This window comes from uncultured Gimesia sp. (assembly GCF_963976445.1).
GTDB lineage: Bacteria > Planctomycetota > Planctomycetia > Planctomycetales > Planctomycetaceae > Gimesia.
Genome location: NZ_CAXBKP010000003.1, coordinates 140297 through 157776 on the forward strand (window position 1 = coordinate 140297; position 17480 = coordinate 157776).

General features: G+C 48.7%; 14 protein-coding genes. 7 read left to right on the top strand and 7 right to left on the bottom strand.

The annotated features are described in order from the left end of the window. Nucleotides 1-13: 13 nt before the first annotated feature. Complete coding sequence (locus AAC022_RS05090) at nt 14-1486, bottom strand: sodium:solute symporter (protein WP_339728612.1); 1473 nt, start codon at nt 1484-1486, stop codon at nt 14-16. 178 nt (nt 1487-1664) lie between these two features. Between AAC022_RS05090 and murQ the strand changes: the two genes are divergently transcribed. Further along, the gene (gene murQ, locus AAC022_RS05095; RefSeq protein ID WP_339728959.1) at nt 1665-2570 is read left to right on the top strand and encodes an N-acetylmuramic acid 6-phosphate etherase; all 906 of its coding nucleotides are present in this window, start codon (nt 1665-1667) and stop codon (nt 2568-2570) included. A gap of 50 nt (nt 2571-2620) precedes the next feature. After that, on the top strand, nt 2621-3577 hold the full coding sequence (locus AAC022_RS05100; RefSeq protein WP_339728614.1) for a BadF/BadG/BcrA/BcrD ATPase family protein: 957 nt from the start codon (nt 2621-2623) through the stop codon (nt 3575-3577). 3 nt (nt 3578-3580) lie between these two features. Here the strand turns inward: AAC022_RS05100 and AAC022_RS05105 are convergent, their stop codons facing one another. From AAC022_RS05105 to AAC022_RS05120, 4 genes are read right to left on the bottom strand one after another with little or no spacing between them, the layout of a single operon-like run. Beyond that, a complete protein-coding gene (locus AAC022_RS05105) occupies nt 3581-4399 on the bottom strand; it encodes an SDR family oxidoreductase (protein WP_339728615.1) in 819 nt (272 codons plus the stop codon). A 29-nt stretch (nt 4400-4428) separates the two neighbouring features. Next, nucleotides 4429-5334, bottom strand: coding sequence for a M14 family metallopeptidase (locus tag AAC022_RS05110; RefSeq protein ID WP_339728617.1), 906 nt, complete (start codon nt 5332-5334; stop codon nt 4429-4431). 48 nt (nt 5335-5382) lie between these two features. Then, complete coding sequence (locus AAC022_RS05115; protein ID WP_339728619.1) at nt 5383-6336, bottom strand: peptidylprolyl isomerase; 954 nt, start codon at nt 6334-6336, stop codon at nt 5383-5385. Nucleotides 6337-6373: 37 nt separating this feature from the next. Further along, entirely contained in the window at nt 6374-6607 is a 234-nt protein-coding gene (locus AAC022_RS05120) for a hypothetical protein (protein ID WP_339728621.1), read from the bottom strand. 36 nt (nt 6608-6643) lie between these two features. Between AAC022_RS05120 and AAC022_RS05125 the strand changes: the two genes are divergently transcribed. The 5 genes from AAC022_RS05125 to AAC022_RS05145 all read left to right on the top strand — a co-directional run bounded on the left by AAC022_RS05125 (nt 6644) and on the right by AAC022_RS05145 (nt 13757). Then, a complete protein-coding gene (locus tag AAC022_RS05125; RefSeq protein ID WP_339728623.1) occupies nt 6644-7540 on the top strand; it encodes a mechanosensitive ion channel domain-containing protein in 897 nt (298 codons plus the stop codon). A 943-nt stretch (nt 7541-8483) separates the two neighbouring features. Beyond that, nucleotides 8484-9647, top strand: coding sequence for an ROK family transcriptional regulator (locus AAC022_RS05130; protein ID WP_339728624.1), 1164 nt, complete (start codon nt 8484-8486; stop codon nt 9645-9647). A gap of 25 nt (nt 9648-9672) precedes the next feature. Next, nucleotides 9673-10197: a DUF1572 family protein gene (locus AAC022_RS05135; protein WP_339728625.1), complete on the top strand. Its 525-nt coding sequence runs from the start codon at nt 9673-9675 to the stop codon at nt 10195-10197. Between the two features lie 204 nt (nt 10198-10401). Further along, nucleotides 10402-12186, top strand: coding sequence for a hypothetical protein (locus AAC022_RS05140; RefSeq protein ID WP_339728627.1), 1785 nt, complete (start codon nt 10402-10404; stop codon nt 12184-12186). Nucleotides 12187-12353: 167 nt separating this feature from the next. Further along, nucleotides 12354-13757, top strand: a complete 1404-nt coding sequence (locus tag AAC022_RS05145) for an SGNH/GDSL hydrolase family protein (protein WP_339728628.1) — start codon at nt 12354-12356, stop codon at nt 13755-13757. A gap of 98 nt (nt 13758-13855) precedes the next feature. On the opposite strand, the gene AAC022_RS05150 is transcribed toward AAC022_RS05145, so the two are convergent. Together AAC022_RS05150 and AAC022_RS05155 are read right to left on the bottom strand one after the other, a co-directional pair. Then, entirely contained in the window at nt 13856-15292 is a 1437-nt protein-coding gene (locus AAC022_RS05150) for a sodium:proton antiporter (RefSeq protein WP_339728629.1), read from the bottom strand. Between the two features lie 183 nt (nt 15293-15475). Beyond that, entirely contained in the window at nt 15476-17449 is a 1974-nt protein-coding gene (locus tag AAC022_RS05155; RefSeq protein WP_339728631.1) for an HDOD domain-containing protein, read from the bottom strand. Between the last annotated feature and the right edge of the window lie 31 nt (nt 17450-17480).

The window sequence follows — 17480 nt, forward strand, 5'->3', positions numbered from 1 at the left end:
TTCCCATTCGAACTCAATCTTCGGGGACTTGTTTCACTTGAGGCAGAAAAATACTGCCAGCAATTCCGACGACAAATACTGTAGTGGCGCCGATTAGCGTATACCAGGGCCAGGCGATCTGTCCTTTCAATCCGAATGCGACATAGAGTACGGTGATTAAGCCAACGAGAAATCCGATGAGTGCAGAGGCTTGCGAAGCTTGCTTACTGAAGGTCGCTAAAAAGAAGATTCCCAGGATGAGTCCGGTCGAGATGGCGGCGATGGAGAACACATTTCCGACCACACTTTCTGAGATCGATTGACTGGCGATGCCGACAGTGATTTGTGCCACTCCAAACAGAGCCGTGAAGAGACGGCTTATTTTAACTAGCTCTGAAGGTTTTTTCGTAGTCGAACTCAGCGGTAAATAAAAGTCATTGACCAGTGCACTTGTCGTAGAACTAAGTGAGCTGGAGAGCGTTGACATTGCGGCAGCAAAGACGGCTGCTAATGTCAGTCCCTTAATGCCCACCGGAAGATTATCGATGATAAATGTCGCAAATACTTCATCCGTTTTCTGGAATGCTATCTGAGGCGGAAATGCGTCATAGAAGGCGGCAAGCCCGATTCCCAGCAAGAGGAACAGTGCAAATTGTATGAAGACGACAAAGCCACTGATCCCCAGGGCTTTGGCGGCATCTTTTTGGCTTCGCGCGCCCAGGTAGCGCTGAATCATTAATTGATCGGCACCATGTGTGGCCATCGAAAGGAACAGGCCCCCAATTAAGCCAGCCCAGAATGTGTATTTGTTGGACAGGTTCCAGTCAAAATTAAACATGGTCCATTTATGATGTGAGACCGCGAACTGTTGATAGTCGCTCCAGCCATGAGGCAGAGCCTGGATGATCACGCCAAAAGCAAAAATGGCACCAGCAATGTAGATCACAAATTGCAGGCAGTCATTCCAGACGACCGACTTCATTCCCCCGAGACAGGTGTAAATAATAGTGCCGATGCCGATCACAATAATACAGGCAGACAACGGGATGCCGACCACTTTTTCCAGTACGAGTGCCGTCAGATAGAGTCGCAGTCCATCCGCCAGAGTTCGCATCACAATAAATGCGAACGAAGCCGTACGTTCGGTCGTCCCACCGAATCGCTTTTTGAATACTTCATAGGCGGAATAAATTTCTCCGCGAAAGTAAAGCGGGAGCAAAAATAGAATGACCAGGAAACGCCCTACAATAAAGCCCAGTGCAAGCTGTAAGAACTGCAGATTGCCTCCCGGCTCAAAAGCAATTCCCGGAACGCTGAGAAAAGTGACCGTGCTGGTTTCAGTCGCGACGATCGAACCCAGAATCGCCCACCAGGGGAGGGTCTTTCCGCCGAGCAAATAGTCAGACAGATTGTTTTGCTTGCCGCCGACCCAGGAACCGAAGATCACGACGCCTATCAAATACAGGCTCAGAATAAGCAGGTCGGTGGTTCCAATGGCAATATTCACAGAGGCGATACCTGATTGGGCTTGATGTGTGTCTGGCAAGAATGCAATGGCGATGCGCAGAGTCGGATCAATCAACGGCTTTTGAAAATCAACACCAGATTGATCGGTTGCATCCTTTCGGGAATCAAAATCCCGGTTATCATAGTAGCTGGTAGATCAAAATTTTGACAGGCTAATCATCATGTTAGATCGTTTAACAACGGAACAGTGTAACCCGGCATCAGCTCAGATTGATTCTATGAACAGTCTGGAAATAGTGCAGTTGATGAATGCGGAAGATGCGAAGATTGCAGCAGCCATCGAAGCGGAAGCACATACGATTGCCTCCGCCATTGATCTGATTTCAGACGCCTTTCAGAAAGGGGGCCGCCTGATTTACATGGGGGCAGGCACTTCGGGACGGCTCGGTGTTCTGGATGCCAGCGAGTGTCCACCCACGTTTAATAGTCCCCCCGAACTAGTGGTGGGATTGATCGCCGGCGGCAAACAGGCACTCACAAACGCGATTGAAGGCGCCGAGGATCGGCCGGAATTTGCTGTTGCCGATCTGGAATCGCTGGACTTCAATCAGGATGACGTGCTGGTGGGGATCGCGACCAGCGGGCGAACGCCTTATGTGATTGCCGGTTTAAAGTTTGCACGCGAGCAGGGGGCGCAGACAATTGCCTTAACCTGCAATCAGGAAAATCAACTGGCAGAGGTGGCTCATTTGACGATCTGCCCGGTCGTGGGGCCGGAAGTGGTCACTGGTTCGACCCGTTTAAAAGCGGGTACCGCGACCAAAATGGTGTTAAATATGCTGACGACAGGGGCCATGGTCCGCGTCGGAAAAACCTATGGTAATTTAATGGTTGATTTGCGTGCGACGAATCAAAAACTGATTGAACGGTCGATTCGAATTCTGATCGCGTTTACCAATTTGTCACGCGAAGCAGCCGAGTTGGTTTTGGAAGCATGTAATGGAGAACTGAAAACAGCAATTGTGCATGTGAAGCGAAACGTTTCACCGGAAACTGCGCACGAGTTGCTCAAGCAGGCGCACGGTCATCTACGACAGGTTTTGGAAGGAACTGAGGGCGCTTGAGATATTAGTATAAAGCGTCTCAGCCGTTTCCAGGGGGAAGGAGCAGTAGCATGTCATTGCATTCGAACCAACTCGTTTTAGGAATTGACGGAGGTGGTTCTAAGACTTTGGCCTCGCTCGCGGTGCTTTCAGAGGGAAGCTCATTTCATGTGGTGGGACGAGGAATCGCAGGTGCATCAAATTTGAATGCAATCGGTGTCGAGTCAGCGGCGGTAGCTGTGCAGCTGGCAATTCAACGCGCGTTCGAGTCTGCCAGTACAAAACCACGAACGGTCGCTGCCTTGTGTATGGGTATGTCAGGTGCCGGGCGGACGGAGGAACAGCAGGCGTGGATACAGTGGGCCCAAGGCAACAAAGTCGCAGAGCAAATCGATGTGGTCACTGATGCCCAGACGGTGTTGGCTGCCGGGACCTCTAAGGGAATCGGCGTGGCATTGATTGCGGGAACTGGTTCGCTGGCGTATGGAGTCAACCAAGCTGGCAAGGTGGCCCGCGCGGGAGGTTGGGGCTACCTGCTGGGGGATGAAGGGGGCGGATACCAGATCGGACTGGCGGCGCTGAAAGCGATTACGAAATCCGTTGATGGGTGCGGACCGGAAACTTGTTTGCAGCCAATGGTTCTACACGCATTAGGCCTGGATGAACCGCGTGCTTTGATTCGTTATGTGTATCATCATGAAAGCAAACGTAGCGAGATCGCTGCACTATCGGAACTGGTGTTTGAGGCGGCAGAAACCGATGACCAGTTGGCGTGTGAGATTCTACAGCAGGCGGCGAGGGAACTTGCGGAGTTGGTTCAGGCGGTTGCTTCCCGGCTGCATTTTACCAGCGAAAATTATGCGCTCGTTTTAACGGGCGGGGTTTTGCTGTATCAACGCGTGTATCGGGTTTCACTTCTGGAGCAGTTACATTCTATGCAGATCGAACCTTCGTCTGTAGAGTGTGTCGATGATTCCAGTCTGGGAGCGATTCGTATTGCTGTCAGGAGATGGAATGCGGCAAAGTAGCCTTTACTTGTCAGGAAATTCATCAGGGAGTTGCAGGTGCTTGATCGGATAAGGAGAGCATTGCTGTTTCCAGCCACCATCAACGGTGATGGAAGTGCCCGTGAGATAACTGGCATCATCGCTGGCGAGCATCACAATGCTGCGTGCGATTTCCCGGGGATGTGCCCAGCGCCGTAGGGGAATCATATCTTCCGAAGCCTGACGAATGTTGTCAGCCGTTACCTGTTGTTCATCGACGGCAGTGTCTTTGCCCATCGCAGTGTCAATGGCACCGGGGTTGATGCTGATGACTCGAATGCCTCTGGGGCCATACAGGGTTGCCAGTTCGTAAGTCAGTGAATCCAGCGCGCCCTTAGCGGCAACGTAAGCAGGGCTGATGCCGGCTGCCATTTGTGATTGAATACTGGAGACGTTAATGATGACTCCACGACCTTGACGCTCCATTTGTTCGGCACACCAGCGTGATAAAAATGCCGGTGCAGTCAGGCAGACACGTAATGTTTTTTCCCAACTGGCAAGATCAATCTTTCGCATCGTGGTGATTTCACGCCAGGCGGCGTTGTTGACGAGTACGTCAATGCGTCCCCAGGTCGACATGCATTGTTCGATAGCAGATTCCGCATACTCGAGATCTGTCAGATCGCCGAGGCAAGTCAGGTACTGGCCGCCGGCTTGCTGGATGCGGTCGGCGATCGGTTCTAAATCGTCTGAGGGAAGTGCCAGTAGAACACAGTCGTAGCCGCGCTCGGCGAAACGAACTGCGGTTTCGCCTCCGATTCCTCCTGCTGCGCCTGTGATGATGGCAACTGGTCGCTCATTCATACCTGGATCCTCTGGCTATTAATTTGGGTTTACAATTCGGTTTCCAGAATCACCGCCAGCCATTCATCTTGTTTGACATAAGGCAGTGTTCTCAGTCCCAGTATAACTCCTGTCTGACTGGCGGTAACAGGAGTGACGATATCGCCGGTCTTAGAGCAAATCGTCCCCAGGTGATCGCCGACCTGAACCTGATCCATCAACTGGACTGCGGGTTCGAAGAAACCTGAGACGGGAGCATGGTTTTGGAGCTGCAGGTGACCACTCTCTTTGCGGTCATCCTCGACGTGAAATAAAACTGGTTTTGGTTCAACATCAAGATCGAGCAGTCCCAGTTCGGACATTACCGACAGGCATCCCGCGGCATAACCGGCGGCGGCTTCCGGGTCACAACCACTGCCGCCTCCCCATTCGGCGTAGATCGCAGGCACACCATGGTCACGGGCCGCAGACAGCGATCGCCCTTCCAGATGTGCCGATGTACCCCACACGACAGGCAGGTTAAAGGCCCGCGCCATTCGCCGTTGCATTTCCAGAATCACAGGATCAGAGTGCAGCGTATAACCAGAGAAAGGGGCCAGTTTCGAAATCACGCCTCCCGTATGCAGGTCGATCAGATAGTCAGCTGATTGAATGAGCTGCGTGGCTTCTGCGGCAATTTGCTGGCTGATTGAACCATTCGATGAGCCGGGAAAGGTTCTTGCCAGATCAAGATCATCCGGTCCGCACCGCTGGAGACGTTCATAGGCGGGCCGATTAACGACCGGGACCAGTGTGACTCTACCGGTAAGCTGGTCAGGATTGATTTGCGTTTTGAGGAGTCGAATGGCGGCCATCGGCTCGTATTCATCACCGTGGACGCCTCCCAGAATCAGCAGGTGTTGTCCCGGTCGGACTCCTTCGATGATGATTGACTCAATCAGATTATTTTGGGGCATATGCGGTACTCTCAACTATGAAGAGGGAGTTGAGTTTTAGGAGCGCCTCTAGTTTGAGGAGTCTGTCTTCCATTCAATTTTAGCGTTACCACGTAGTTTCTGAATGGTATTTTTCCACAGAGATTGGGAGAGGATTTTAAAAATGTCTCCCCGTATATCTTCCAGACTGAATTGGCCGGGATGTTTCTTATTGAGTGTGACGATGTGAACGCCAAACGGAGATTGAAAGGGCGCACTGATTTCGCCTGCTTTCAAGGGGAAAATTTGTTCTGTTAAAACAACTGGTGTTTTGCCGCGATAAGCAGATGTGACTAATTTGCCTCCTTCATTTTTACTGGGGGCTACTGAATGCTGGGCAGCTGCTTCAGTGAAAGTGAGTGTCCCAGCCAGGATTTGTTTGCGGAGGGCTGCCAGTTTTTGTTTGGTGTGTTGTATTGATTCCTGGTTGGCATTTTCAGGTAACTTCAAGAGAATGTGACTGGCTTCGACGCGTGTGCCATCCAGTTCTTCGCGATGCGCGTCGAAATAGGTTTGCATTTGGGCGGGGGTGATTTCCCGTTTTGCATAAATGTTCCATGACAGCGGGAGTGCGATCGCCGCACGCAGCTTTTCAGGTGTGAATCCCATTTTTGCGAGGATCTGTTCAGGGGCATCCCCTTTTTTGCGGATCAGCTTTTCAATCCGTAAGACACTCTGATCCAGTTGTTGTGGTGGGACCGTGATTTTTTGCTGGGCCAGAAAGTCCTCGATCAGACGTTGATTGATGAGACCTTCCAGAACTTGCTGTCTGGCAGTCTCGGGGGCATTGACCATGCCGCGAGAAAGGTAAGCAAAGTCCAGATCAGCCTGGGTTACAGACTGGCCGTTGACGGTGACGAGTACTTTCGAAGAGCTGGTTTCTTTGTTTTCCGGATCTGCAGCAGGCAGAGTGTTCTGGGTGTGCAGTGAGATCCCTACAGCGAAGATGCTAACAATCAGGCTGATGCGGAAAGGGAAAGACATATTGATTGCTTCCTGCAAATAAGACTTTGATCAAAACTCAGAAAGAACGAGTCACGGCTGGTAGTGCACTGATTGTAATTGATCGGAACTGTTTTGTGGAGTCATTATGGCATTTCCCTCCAAAGGTGTCAGCCTGAATTTGCTTCGGAAAATAATGAACTTCGAAGTTGGACTGGCGCGGGAAACCTCCTAGAATCGTGCCTGTCAGAGGTAGCACACGGGAATGGGGAGCCAGGTTCTTAGTTCGACGTTCGTCGTTTTGCCATTTCATTTTCTCATCGTTCTCATTTCAGGAAGGGACCAGACCATGTGGTCATTACTATTCGCACAGAAAGAGACCATCACTCCCAAAGATCCCATAGCAACGGCAAATCATCTTTGGCATACCGTCAAAGAGTATCTGGCCACACAGGGGACTCAACTGGGCATCAATATTGTCGTGGCGCTTGCGATATTTTTAGTAGGGAAATGGGTTGCCAGTATTTTAAGTCGGTTTTGTAACCGGTTGATGAATCAGGCAAAGGTGGATATCACTTTGGCCCGGTTTCTCGCGAATATTATTTATTCGCTCTTAATGGTCATTGTGATCCTGGCGGCCCTCTCGGAGCTGGGGATTGATACAACGTCACTGGCTGCAGTACTAGCTGCCGCTGGCTTTGCCGTTGGAATGGCCTTTCAGGGTACGTTGGGCAGTTTTGCATCCGGGGTGATGTTGATCTTATTCAAGCCGTTTAAAGTCGGCGATTATGTCGAAGCGGGGGACGTTGCCGGGATCGTTGAAGAAATTCAGATCTTTTCCACCCATCTGCGAACGGGCGACAATATTGCGATTATTCTGCCCAATTCCAAGATAACTGGAGGCACGATTAAGAACTATTCCAAAAAAGAAACGCGGCGCATCGATTTGGTCATTGGCTGTGGGTACGACGATGATCTGAGAGCAGTGAAATCGTTTCTGGAAGAGATTGTTCGAAGCGATGAGCGAATTTTAACAGACCCGGAACCGGTGATCGCTGTGAATGAACTGGGTGACAGCAGTGTGAACTTTGTAGTCCGTCCCTGGGTAAAAAACGCAGACTACTGGGCCACGCGTTGGGACCTGACGGAGAAGATCAAGCTGGGCTTTGATGAACGTGGATTTAATATTCCCTATCCGACTCGTGACTTACATGTTTACAACGAAACATCTGCCGGGAAAGAATAGCTCTGGTTTGTATGTCATCAAGATGATGAAACGCCTCAAGACTTGGGTCTTGAGGCGTTTTTTGTGTACTGCTATGCGTTTCGGGGGCGAATAATGAAGGAGCAACAATTAAGCGGCCACCTGTCTGAAACGCTCAGTCAACTTCCCGTTCTGCTGCGAATAGTATGTGGGAATGTATATGTGCTATCCGTAATATTGAATACATCCGGAATTCTTTTGGGTAGATTTTTGCATTGCACTGGTTAAATCACAATCTCATCCCACTCGAATCAGTTTAATTTCGTAATAAGAAGACTTGTTTTTCAGAGTTTCAGTTACTCTGGGACCATTTTTTCGTTTCATTATAGATAGTCTTTAGGAGAACGGGACAAGACGCAGGTGGAGTATAAACAGCATTAGCTGGTTTGGTATAAACTGCCTAATTTTCAGAGTTTTACCTCCACGCATGTTCTCTAGACGTGTTCTATACTTGGTTAGAGCATGTTAGTGAAAACACTTAGTTATGCTCACACCTTAAATACAGAATGTCCCTTAACGGTTAGACCGTGCTACTTACATACCCGGTTGATCAAGCGTGGTAGTTGCCAACTCAAGCAGGCCCGAGTTGACTTCTATTTGGTCAATCGGGTCTGTTTGTTTACTAAAATCGGACAAATTCTTCCTGCCGGTTTCATATCTGAAACTCCGAGCTCAATTTCTACAACATGGAAAAATGAATACTAATGATTCGCGGGGCGTTTGTAATTATTTGAAGATTCCGTATCATATTGAATTACAGCCACAGGATATTTTACTTTCCTGCAACTCAGGCGTTCCAAGTATGCCAGTCTAATAAGGGGCTGTCCTCACTTTTGTAATGCCGTTCAACTGACAACTGATTTGTTAATTAATTTGGCAATCTGTCGTTGTTAAATTCATTTCTTTCTTAATACGTAGAGTGACTATGCAATCCCCACACCGCCCGAGTTTATTACGAAAAATGAACGTTCGTAAGGTTTTGGAAGTTATCCAGAGCCAGGGAACTTTAACACGTGCTGATGTAATGCGCTGTTCTGGAATCAGTGCACCGACTGTTTCCAAAGCTGTCAGTGCGTTACTCGATGCTGGTTTATTGGAGGAACGGGAGACCGCTGAATTTTCTGTGGGCCGTCCTGGAAAGCTATTGCAGCTGCCTCGTTTTAGCGCTCAGGTCATTGGTGTGATTCTGGATTGGGATTACTGCTCGGTTGTTGCTTCAGGTTTGGATGGCCATCTGCACGAAGACAAGCTGGACCGATTCAAAACTCCTCAATCGTATTCTGAATTGATCGAAACCATTTCCGGGAAAATTCTGGATCTGGTCGAGAAAGAGAAAATCCCTGCTTTGGGAGTGGGGATTACGGTTCCCGGACTGGTTAACAGTAATGATGGGCGCATCTTTCTGGCCTCGAATCTGCATATTATGGATGGTCAGGCACCCGCCGTCGATATTGCCAGCCGAACCGATCTGGAATGTATTCTCGTTCAGAAATCGACATCGTTGAGTCTGTCTGAAAAGACCTACGGTTCCGGACAAGCGATGGATGACTTTATTAATCTAGACGTTACTTCCGGGTTCGGGATGGGTGTCTTTACCGGAGGGCAGTTGCTGGATGGTCAGCATGGTCTCGCCGGCGAGATTGCACATATTACGGTAGAACCTGAGGGAGGTCGTGTTTGTGGCTGTGGAAATCAGGGGTGCCTGGAGACCGTCGCAACCGACCTGGCTTTAACGCATTACGTTTCTCAACGTGTAGGCAAAGAGCTGGAATTTGATGAGATTAAAGAAATGGTACAGCAGGGAGAGCTCAACATTACCCCCGAATTAGATCGCACAATTGAATATCTGGCGATCGGTGTTGCAGCGGCGATCAATATCTTTAACCCATCGAATATCTTTATTACCGCTCGTATGTTTGATCTGCGCGACGATGTGTTCGACAAGATGACTGAAAAGGCCAAGGGCCGGGCATTAAAACCGTCTTCCAGTTCCTGTGAAATCGAGCGTTCCAAAGGTAATAAATATCTGGGCGCAGTAGCCGGGATTATTAATCATCTGGCGAATGGATTGGGACCACGTCTGACTTAGTCTGGATTCAGCAGGAAAGTACGCCATGGCTCCGTCTGCCGATGAGATTACTCAGGAATTTATTCAGGAGTCGGTCCATTTGCTGAAGCAGTCGCGCCATAAAATCAGACATTGCCTGAACCAGCTTGACTTGGATCAGATCTGGTGGCGTCCGGTACCAGGACTGAATAGTATTGGGAACCTCATTCTGCATCTGTGTGGCAATTTGAATCAATGGGCTGTCTGCGGAATCAATAGAGCCAAGGATGAGCGCCAGCGCGAGCAGGAATTCTCTTCAGAAAAGCGAATCTCTCAAGAGGATTTAGAAACAATGTTGAACCGCACGATTGAACAAGCGTGTCAGGTGATGCAATCCCTCTCTGCAAATACATTGCTGGAAAATCGCGTCATTCAGGGGTTCTCAGTTTCGGTTCTGGGAGCGCTTTCACATACCGTACCTCATTTTGTTGGACATACGCATCAGATTATTTATCTGACGCGAATGCAAAAAGGAGACCAGTATCAGTTTGACTGGTCACCCGATTCCGAACATCAGCGTGTCCCCATTTAAGTAATTCGATAAACAGTCCAGAATTATGTAGAACTCAGCCAAGTCAGATTTGCGCGAACTGAGTGTTAAGCGGACCACTGTCAGACTTTCAAAGATTTGCCAGGAACGTCCTTTGTTCATTTTTTTGACGGGTAAGAAAAGGCTACAATAGACGCCATCAACAAGTTTGTTTCTTGATCAAGTCAGGCTAAAGGCGTTTGTACTATGTCCCGCAAAGCAAGGCGGTCTCAAAATCAGTCTCGGAAAAAAAGTTCGCCTCGACACAAGGAAGAGACGAAGCAGGCTGACAGTGTTTCGATGAAGGCCGGTTCACTCTCAGTGGATTTTCAAAAAACCGGTCGATTGCCTGTCGAACTCTTTTTTTTATCTCTCTTACTGATCTGGTCATTTCTGATTTCCTGCTTTCCATTGAGAAACATGGATATCTGGTGGCATCTGCGAACCGGTGAATTGATTTTGGAACGTGGTACCGTTCCTTATTTTGACTGGTTCACGTTTGTTGATTTTGACCGACCCTGGATTGATCTGCACTGGGGTTTTCAAATTCTGGTCACCTGGCTGTATCGCTGGGGAGGCGTTGATTTACTGATTCTGACCAAAGCTTTCTGTCTGGCTGTGACAATCGGTTGCGCCTGGTTCGCCTCGGGCAAAGCCGTCCCTTCGTGGTGGAAAGCGTTGTTATGGGTTTTGCCCGTCATTTGTATTTCTGGTCGATCTTTGGTTCGTCCGGAAATGCTTTCGCTGATGTATCTTGCATTTTGGATGTATGTTATCAGCCGCGTCTCGACGCATCCAAAACTGATCTGGTTGATTCCGCTGATTACGTTGCTGTGGGTGAATAGCCATGCCTTGTTTGTGCTGGGACTGGTGATCAGTGTGTTGTTTGTCGTCGATCATCTGATTCGCGTGTGGGCGCAGGGGCGATTTGGGCTGGAGATGCCATCAACTGCGATTTCCGGAACGACATTCATCAGAGTTGGCGTCCTGACGGGGGTGGCTTGTTTTCTGAATCCTTATCTGGAGCAGGGAGTGCTGTTTCCGTTAACACTCTATGAAAAGTTTTCAGTCGATCAGGCCTTTTATTCAGTCCGAGTTGGCGAATTCCAGCCTCCGATTAATTTCATCAGGCAGTATGGGTTACGAAACCTGTATCTATTCTCACAGGTTCTGCTTGCCGGACTGACGCTTTGTAGCTTCGTTCCTGTATTGGTTAAGAGGCGAGTGAATCCCTTTCGCATTCTACTCTTCATTGCCTTTACGCATCTGGCATGGAAAGCCTCACGGAATACCGGAGTCTTTTCACTGATTTCGGGAATCATTCTATGTGACAATGTTTCTGACTGGCTACGTTTATCAATGCATTTACGATCTGCTACAGCTGCAACTCCTGAAACTTCCGCAGAGAAATCCCGTTGGCTTAGCAAGTCCATCGCAGGCAAGGGGGGGGCCGCAGTGATATTTCTGTTTCTGATCGGAAGTATTTTGTCGGGCCACTGGGCGCGCTGGGGAGGAGAAAGGAAGGCTCTGGGTTTAGGAGAGCAAGAAGCGTGGTATGCGCATGCCGCTTCAAAGTTTGCGGGCCAGGCTGGAATGCCACACCGCGCCTTTATCTCCAACATGGGGCAGGCTGCCGTCTACATCTTTCATAATGGGCCGGAACGAAAAGTGTTTTTTGATGGTCGCCTGGAAGTGAATACCAAAGAAACATTCCAGTTCTATGAACAAATAAAACAGCAAATGGCAAGAGGGGGGGCAAACTGGGCTTATGTCCTGCAGGATGAACAGGGGCAGCTGCCAGCCATTATTCTGGATAGCCGTTATTCCCGTGATGAAATCCGAGGAATGGGAGCGAATCCCGGCTGGCGGCTGGTTTTCGCCGATCAGGCTGCCGCAGTGTTTCTCGATGTACAGACTGCCGACCGTTTGCAGTTACCGCAAGCGGATCCCAGTCCTTTGTTTCATCCGCCCGGTATGCAGGGGCGTGATTAGTTTTGGCAATCTGATTTCAAATTGGGCTAAATTAGGACTCTCTGGAAGAGTTACGCTTGCAAATCGGTATCGCTCAGAGGACATTAGAAGAACTCACTTTAAACCAAACTGACTGGTCCTGCGGGAACCGGGGCATTCTATTTTCTATTTGCATTAGGGGAGACATCATGCATCATTCTTTGATCAGGAAACCACTGATCTATGTGTTCGCGCTGTTTTTGTTGTTACAGACGGCTCATGGCCTACAGGCTCAGGAAGCACAACAACAGACTCATAAAGCACCACTGGCAAAACTCGAACTGCAGTCAGGAGATTCGATTGTTTTTCTGGGGGATAGTATCACACACCAATGTCTTTACACGCAGTATGTGGAAGACTTTTTCTATACCCGTTATCCCAAGATGCGATTGAAGTTTCATAACTCTGGAGTGGGTGGTGCGAAAGCCTGGGATGCTCTGGCCCGCTTTGATCGTGACGTTGCCGCTTATAAGCCCAAGTATGTAACCGTTTTACTGGGAATGAACGACGGGCAGTATCAACCGTTTAATGAAGCTATTTTCCAGACGTATTACAAAGATATGCAGGAATTGATCGCAAAAATCAAAGGGATTGGCGCACAGCCCATTCTGATGACGCCGACAATGTTTGATGCCCGCGCCGATCGAATGGGAAAACGTAAACGGGATCCGGCGGCAACGGAATTGTATAACTCGGTTCTTGCCTACTATGGAACATGGCTGCGCGAAGTGGCTGCAGAGTCGGGTTTTGGCTTTGTTGACATGTATGGTCCGTTGAATAATATCACCCTCATAGCCCGTCAGAAAGATCCCTCGTTCACGATCATTAAAGATGCCATCCATCCAGGTGCAGCAGGGCAGGTCGTCATGGCTTATGCATTGCTGTATGATATGAATGTTCAGAGGCAGGTTTCACGAATTAACATCAGCCAGAATGTCAAAGGAAAGCCAGCAGCAACTGCGAAAGGGGGCACGCTCTCAGATTTACAATATGCCGATGAGGGCGTTACCTTCACGTGGTTGGCAGACAGTCTACCCTGGGTCGTACCCGGAGAAGCTCAACTGGGAGCAGAGTTAACCAAACTGGGGCATCGGATGAGTCAAGAGTCGCTTTCGATTCATGGGTTACCAGCGGGTCGCTACGAACTGTCGATTGATGGTAGCGTGGTGGGACAGTATTCCAATACCGCATTGGCCCGGCACATTGAGTTGCAGAGTAATGCCAAAACGCCTCAGTACCAGCAGGCCATGGAAGTCGCATTGCTGAATAAAGAACGCAACGACGGCCCGGTAAGACAAAAACGGAACAGCTGGGGCCCATACCAGCGATTTGCACGGTACAAACGAGAATTAGATGCCCAGACTGGACAGAAGGATGAAGCACTGGTGGCGAAAATTAAACCACTGGAAAAACAACTGGAAAATCAAGAGAAGACGATTCAAGAGAGCGAAGCAGCTGCTATGGCATTGGAAGATAAAATCTACAAGGTCAATCAGCCGGTCGCCCGCAAGTATGTCTTGAAGAAAGTGGTTGCTCCGAAGAAGAAAAAATAATATCCGGGGATCAACACGCCCCATTAACAAAACAGGCAGCCCGAGGTGAATGTCACCCGGGCTGCCTGTTTTTTGTTATATGAGTCTCTCGGAAAAGATCAGACCAGGAAGACAAAGGTCAAAATAACCGAAAGTGGGAGCAGGACCACACAGCTATAGGCCATGAATCCAAAAAAGCTGGGCATGCGAATGTTATTCTTTTCAGCAATCGCTTTGACCATGAAGTTGGGGCCATTTCCGATGTAAGTCATCGCTCCCATGAAGACGGCACCCAGACTGATTGCCACCAGCGAAACTTCATTGACGCCCGCGACGGCAGGTCCATTGGTACCGGCGGCTTTCGCTGTTTCGAAAAAGACAACATAGGTGGGGGCGTTATCCAGGAAACTGGAGAGCACGCCCGTTGCCCAGTAGAATTTCCAGGGAGAATCAATTCCCAGTGCGGCCCCATTGACATTCAAGATTTGAACGGGTGCCTGCATGCAGATGAAGATTCCGACAAATAAAGCCGCTACTTCCAGAATCGCCTCATAGTTGAAAGAGTTCTGTTTACGAATCATTTTGGACGTGGTTAACAGAGAGATCCCTGCGAGAGCGAACATGCAGGCTTCGCGAAAGAAGGACGGAGCATGCCAGTCAGTACCCGGAACCGGTTTAGAAGGGTCAAAGACTGCGACACAGAAGATGACTAACAGTAACCAGAAGAAGTTAATACTACCTTTGAGCGAGAATGGTTCGATCACTTCCGGCGGCGCTTCGACTTTTTCTTTATTCTCTTTTTTATAACGGATCGTATCGAACACGAAATAAACAGCCAGTAACGAGAGGTTCATCGCCAACCACATCGGCCAGAGTGAAAGCGTCCAGGTAAAGGGAACACCTCGGAGGAATCCCAGGAATAAGGGCGGATCACCGATGGGAAGCAGGCAGCCCCCAGTATTACAAACGACAAAAATAAAGAATATGACGGTGTGGGCAACGTAGTCACGTTTTTCGTTCGCTTTCAAGAGTGGGCGAATCAATAACATGGCTGCGCCAGTGGTTCCGATGAAACTGGCGATCGCCGCTCCGATGGCAATGATGCCTGTGTTCAATCCCGGGCGGCCGACCAGATGGCCGTTAAAGGCAATCCCTCCACTGATGACATATAAACTAAATAATAGTGCGATAAACGGAATGTATTCGACCAGTAAGGCATTCTTGAGGACGACAATCGCCGCCGGGAATCCAGGGGCCGAAATTTCATGGGTTACGTGGTCTACCACACCATGTCCATACAGAAAGGTGTAGTAAAGTAAGGTGACCAGCCCCAGACTGACGGCAACGAGCAAGCGGTTTTTATTGTGTTCCCACCACTCTTCGGTTTTATGAATCAAGGGGAGAAAAGCAATGCACAACAAAAGTGCGGCGAAAGGAATTACGCTATAAAAAGCGGGTGGTTCTACATGAGCGTGGTGTTCGTCGTGTGGAACTTCCGCTGTCGATACCAGAGATGTTGCTTCCAGTTGCGTATGTGCATCAGCGATTAAGTTCATCTCAATCGCCCTCCATAATTAGGGGGATTATTGTGGATTGGGTAATATGCGAAAATCCGTTTTCGGTTTGTGCTGTGAAAACAAGACGAGCCGCTTGTCTTCAATGATGTTATAAAGTCGTGGATTATGTCATGATACACGATCACGTACAACATCCAGATCTGGATGATTTCAGATTGTGTATCATGAATTTGCAAACTCGGTTCGTCGTTCTGCTTTTGGAGCAGCACTGTCTTTAATTTCTAACAGGTACTGTTTCACCAGTTCTGCGGTATGCGTACTATCCAGCAGCTCCAGGGTGATTAACGTTTTCCCCAAGGCGATCGGAGGTTCAATCTGCAACGCCAGGAGATAGGCAATTTGCTCATAAGTCAGGAGGCCTTGGCGGACGGCAACTTCACCGAACCGGCTTTCCGTTTCTTTCTGAAGATCCAGGATTTTGACGACTTGTTCCGCTGTTAATAAATTTTCAGCGATGGCAAGCTCACCTATTTTGACCTGTTCGCCTTGTTTGGGGCATTTTAAGAGTGCTTTGGAAATGGTCGGGATATCAAAAATTTTCTTGGTTACCAACCAGCGACTGAACCTGCTGCGTTTGATGATTCGATGCAGTTCCTGGTCTTCCTGAGTAATAATGGAACGAACATGGACCTGATTCCGTCCTTTTTCTTTTGATACGTACATCGCTTCGTCTGCTTCAGCAACCAAACGCTCAGCGAAGCCCGCGATGTTTCGAGGTGGAATGCCGACGACCGCACCCAGACTGGCTGTTACCGGCACACGTTTTCCTTGGAACTCAATGACTTCGTTTTCGATCAAAGCCCGCAGTCGTTCTGCCAATTCCTTGATTCCATTTTCGGATGGGTTGTTGACCATGATTACAAATTCTTCACCACCAAAACGACAGAAGACGTCGGAACGGCGAGTGGATTCATTGGCTACGTGGGCAACTCGCTGTAAAACCAAATCTCCGAATTGATGTCCGTATGTGTCATTGAGTTGTTTGAAGCGATCAATATCCGAAAAGATAATTCCAATCGGTTGCGCACAACGGGCACAACGATGAATCTCTTTTTCAAAGGCTTCATTGAAATAACTTCGATTATATGCTTTTGTCAGAGGATCGTGAATCGCTTTGCTTTGCAGCTGCTTATTTTCGGATTCCAGTTTAACTTTTTGTTCTTCGATGACTGCTTGACGCGCACTGGCTTGAGTTGAATCGACCTGGGCTTTCATCGTCAATTGAACTAACTGCTCATTAGCCGTCGCCATGATTTCGTAAGGTGATCCGATATCATCCATATTGACCTGGAACACTTGGGCTGCTTCTTCAAACCTCGATTGAACACTTTCAAGGAAGCCATGCAGGTCATCGTGTGGCATCTGGTAGAATTCCGCGGTCAGTTCCTGCAGTCGATGCAAGGCCAGTCCGCTGTTGGGAGAGCAGAAGTAGTCACCAATGGATGCGGAAGTCGCAATGATGATGATTAGTTTGAAGTTTGGATCTGCTTCGAGTGCTTTCAATTGCTCAAATGTGTCATGATGATGCTCAATTGCAGATTTGAATTGCTCAGACATCTGCCAGCGTTCCATCATTTTAACACCGACCTCGGCATGGTTGACTCCCAGAATCTCAGTTTCCACTTCAGAACTGTTTCGTTGTTGCGATTCTGCTTGCTCAAGGGCTGGTAACAGGTCGTTGGGAATGGATCGAAGCATTGCCAGATGGCCAATATCCTGAAGCAGGCCGATCAAAAAACTATCGTATTTTAATTCATTACCCAGTTTTGAAGCCAACAACTCTGCCGCTGCAGACTGAATGATCGATTGTTTCCAGTAAGAATCAAATCGTGATTTCAGCGGGCCTTCTGTGATTGCCGCTTCCGAAAGTGAAAAACTTAAAGCCAGTGAGGTGACCACCATCGTCCCCAATAGGGGAACTGCCCGCTCAATGCCTTTGCATTCAGATCGTAGAGCAAAAAATGAAGAGTTACTGGCTTTCAATATTTTTGCTGTAATCGCAGGATCAGATTTGATCGTCTCAATTACTTCCTTGATGTCCGTATCTGGATTTTTTGATAGATCCAACAACCTCACAGCGACTGCAGGTAAGGTTGGTAATTGATCTGAAGACCAAATTTTTTCAGGAGAAATCATTATCTAAGACCTTTGCGGTAATGCAATTCAA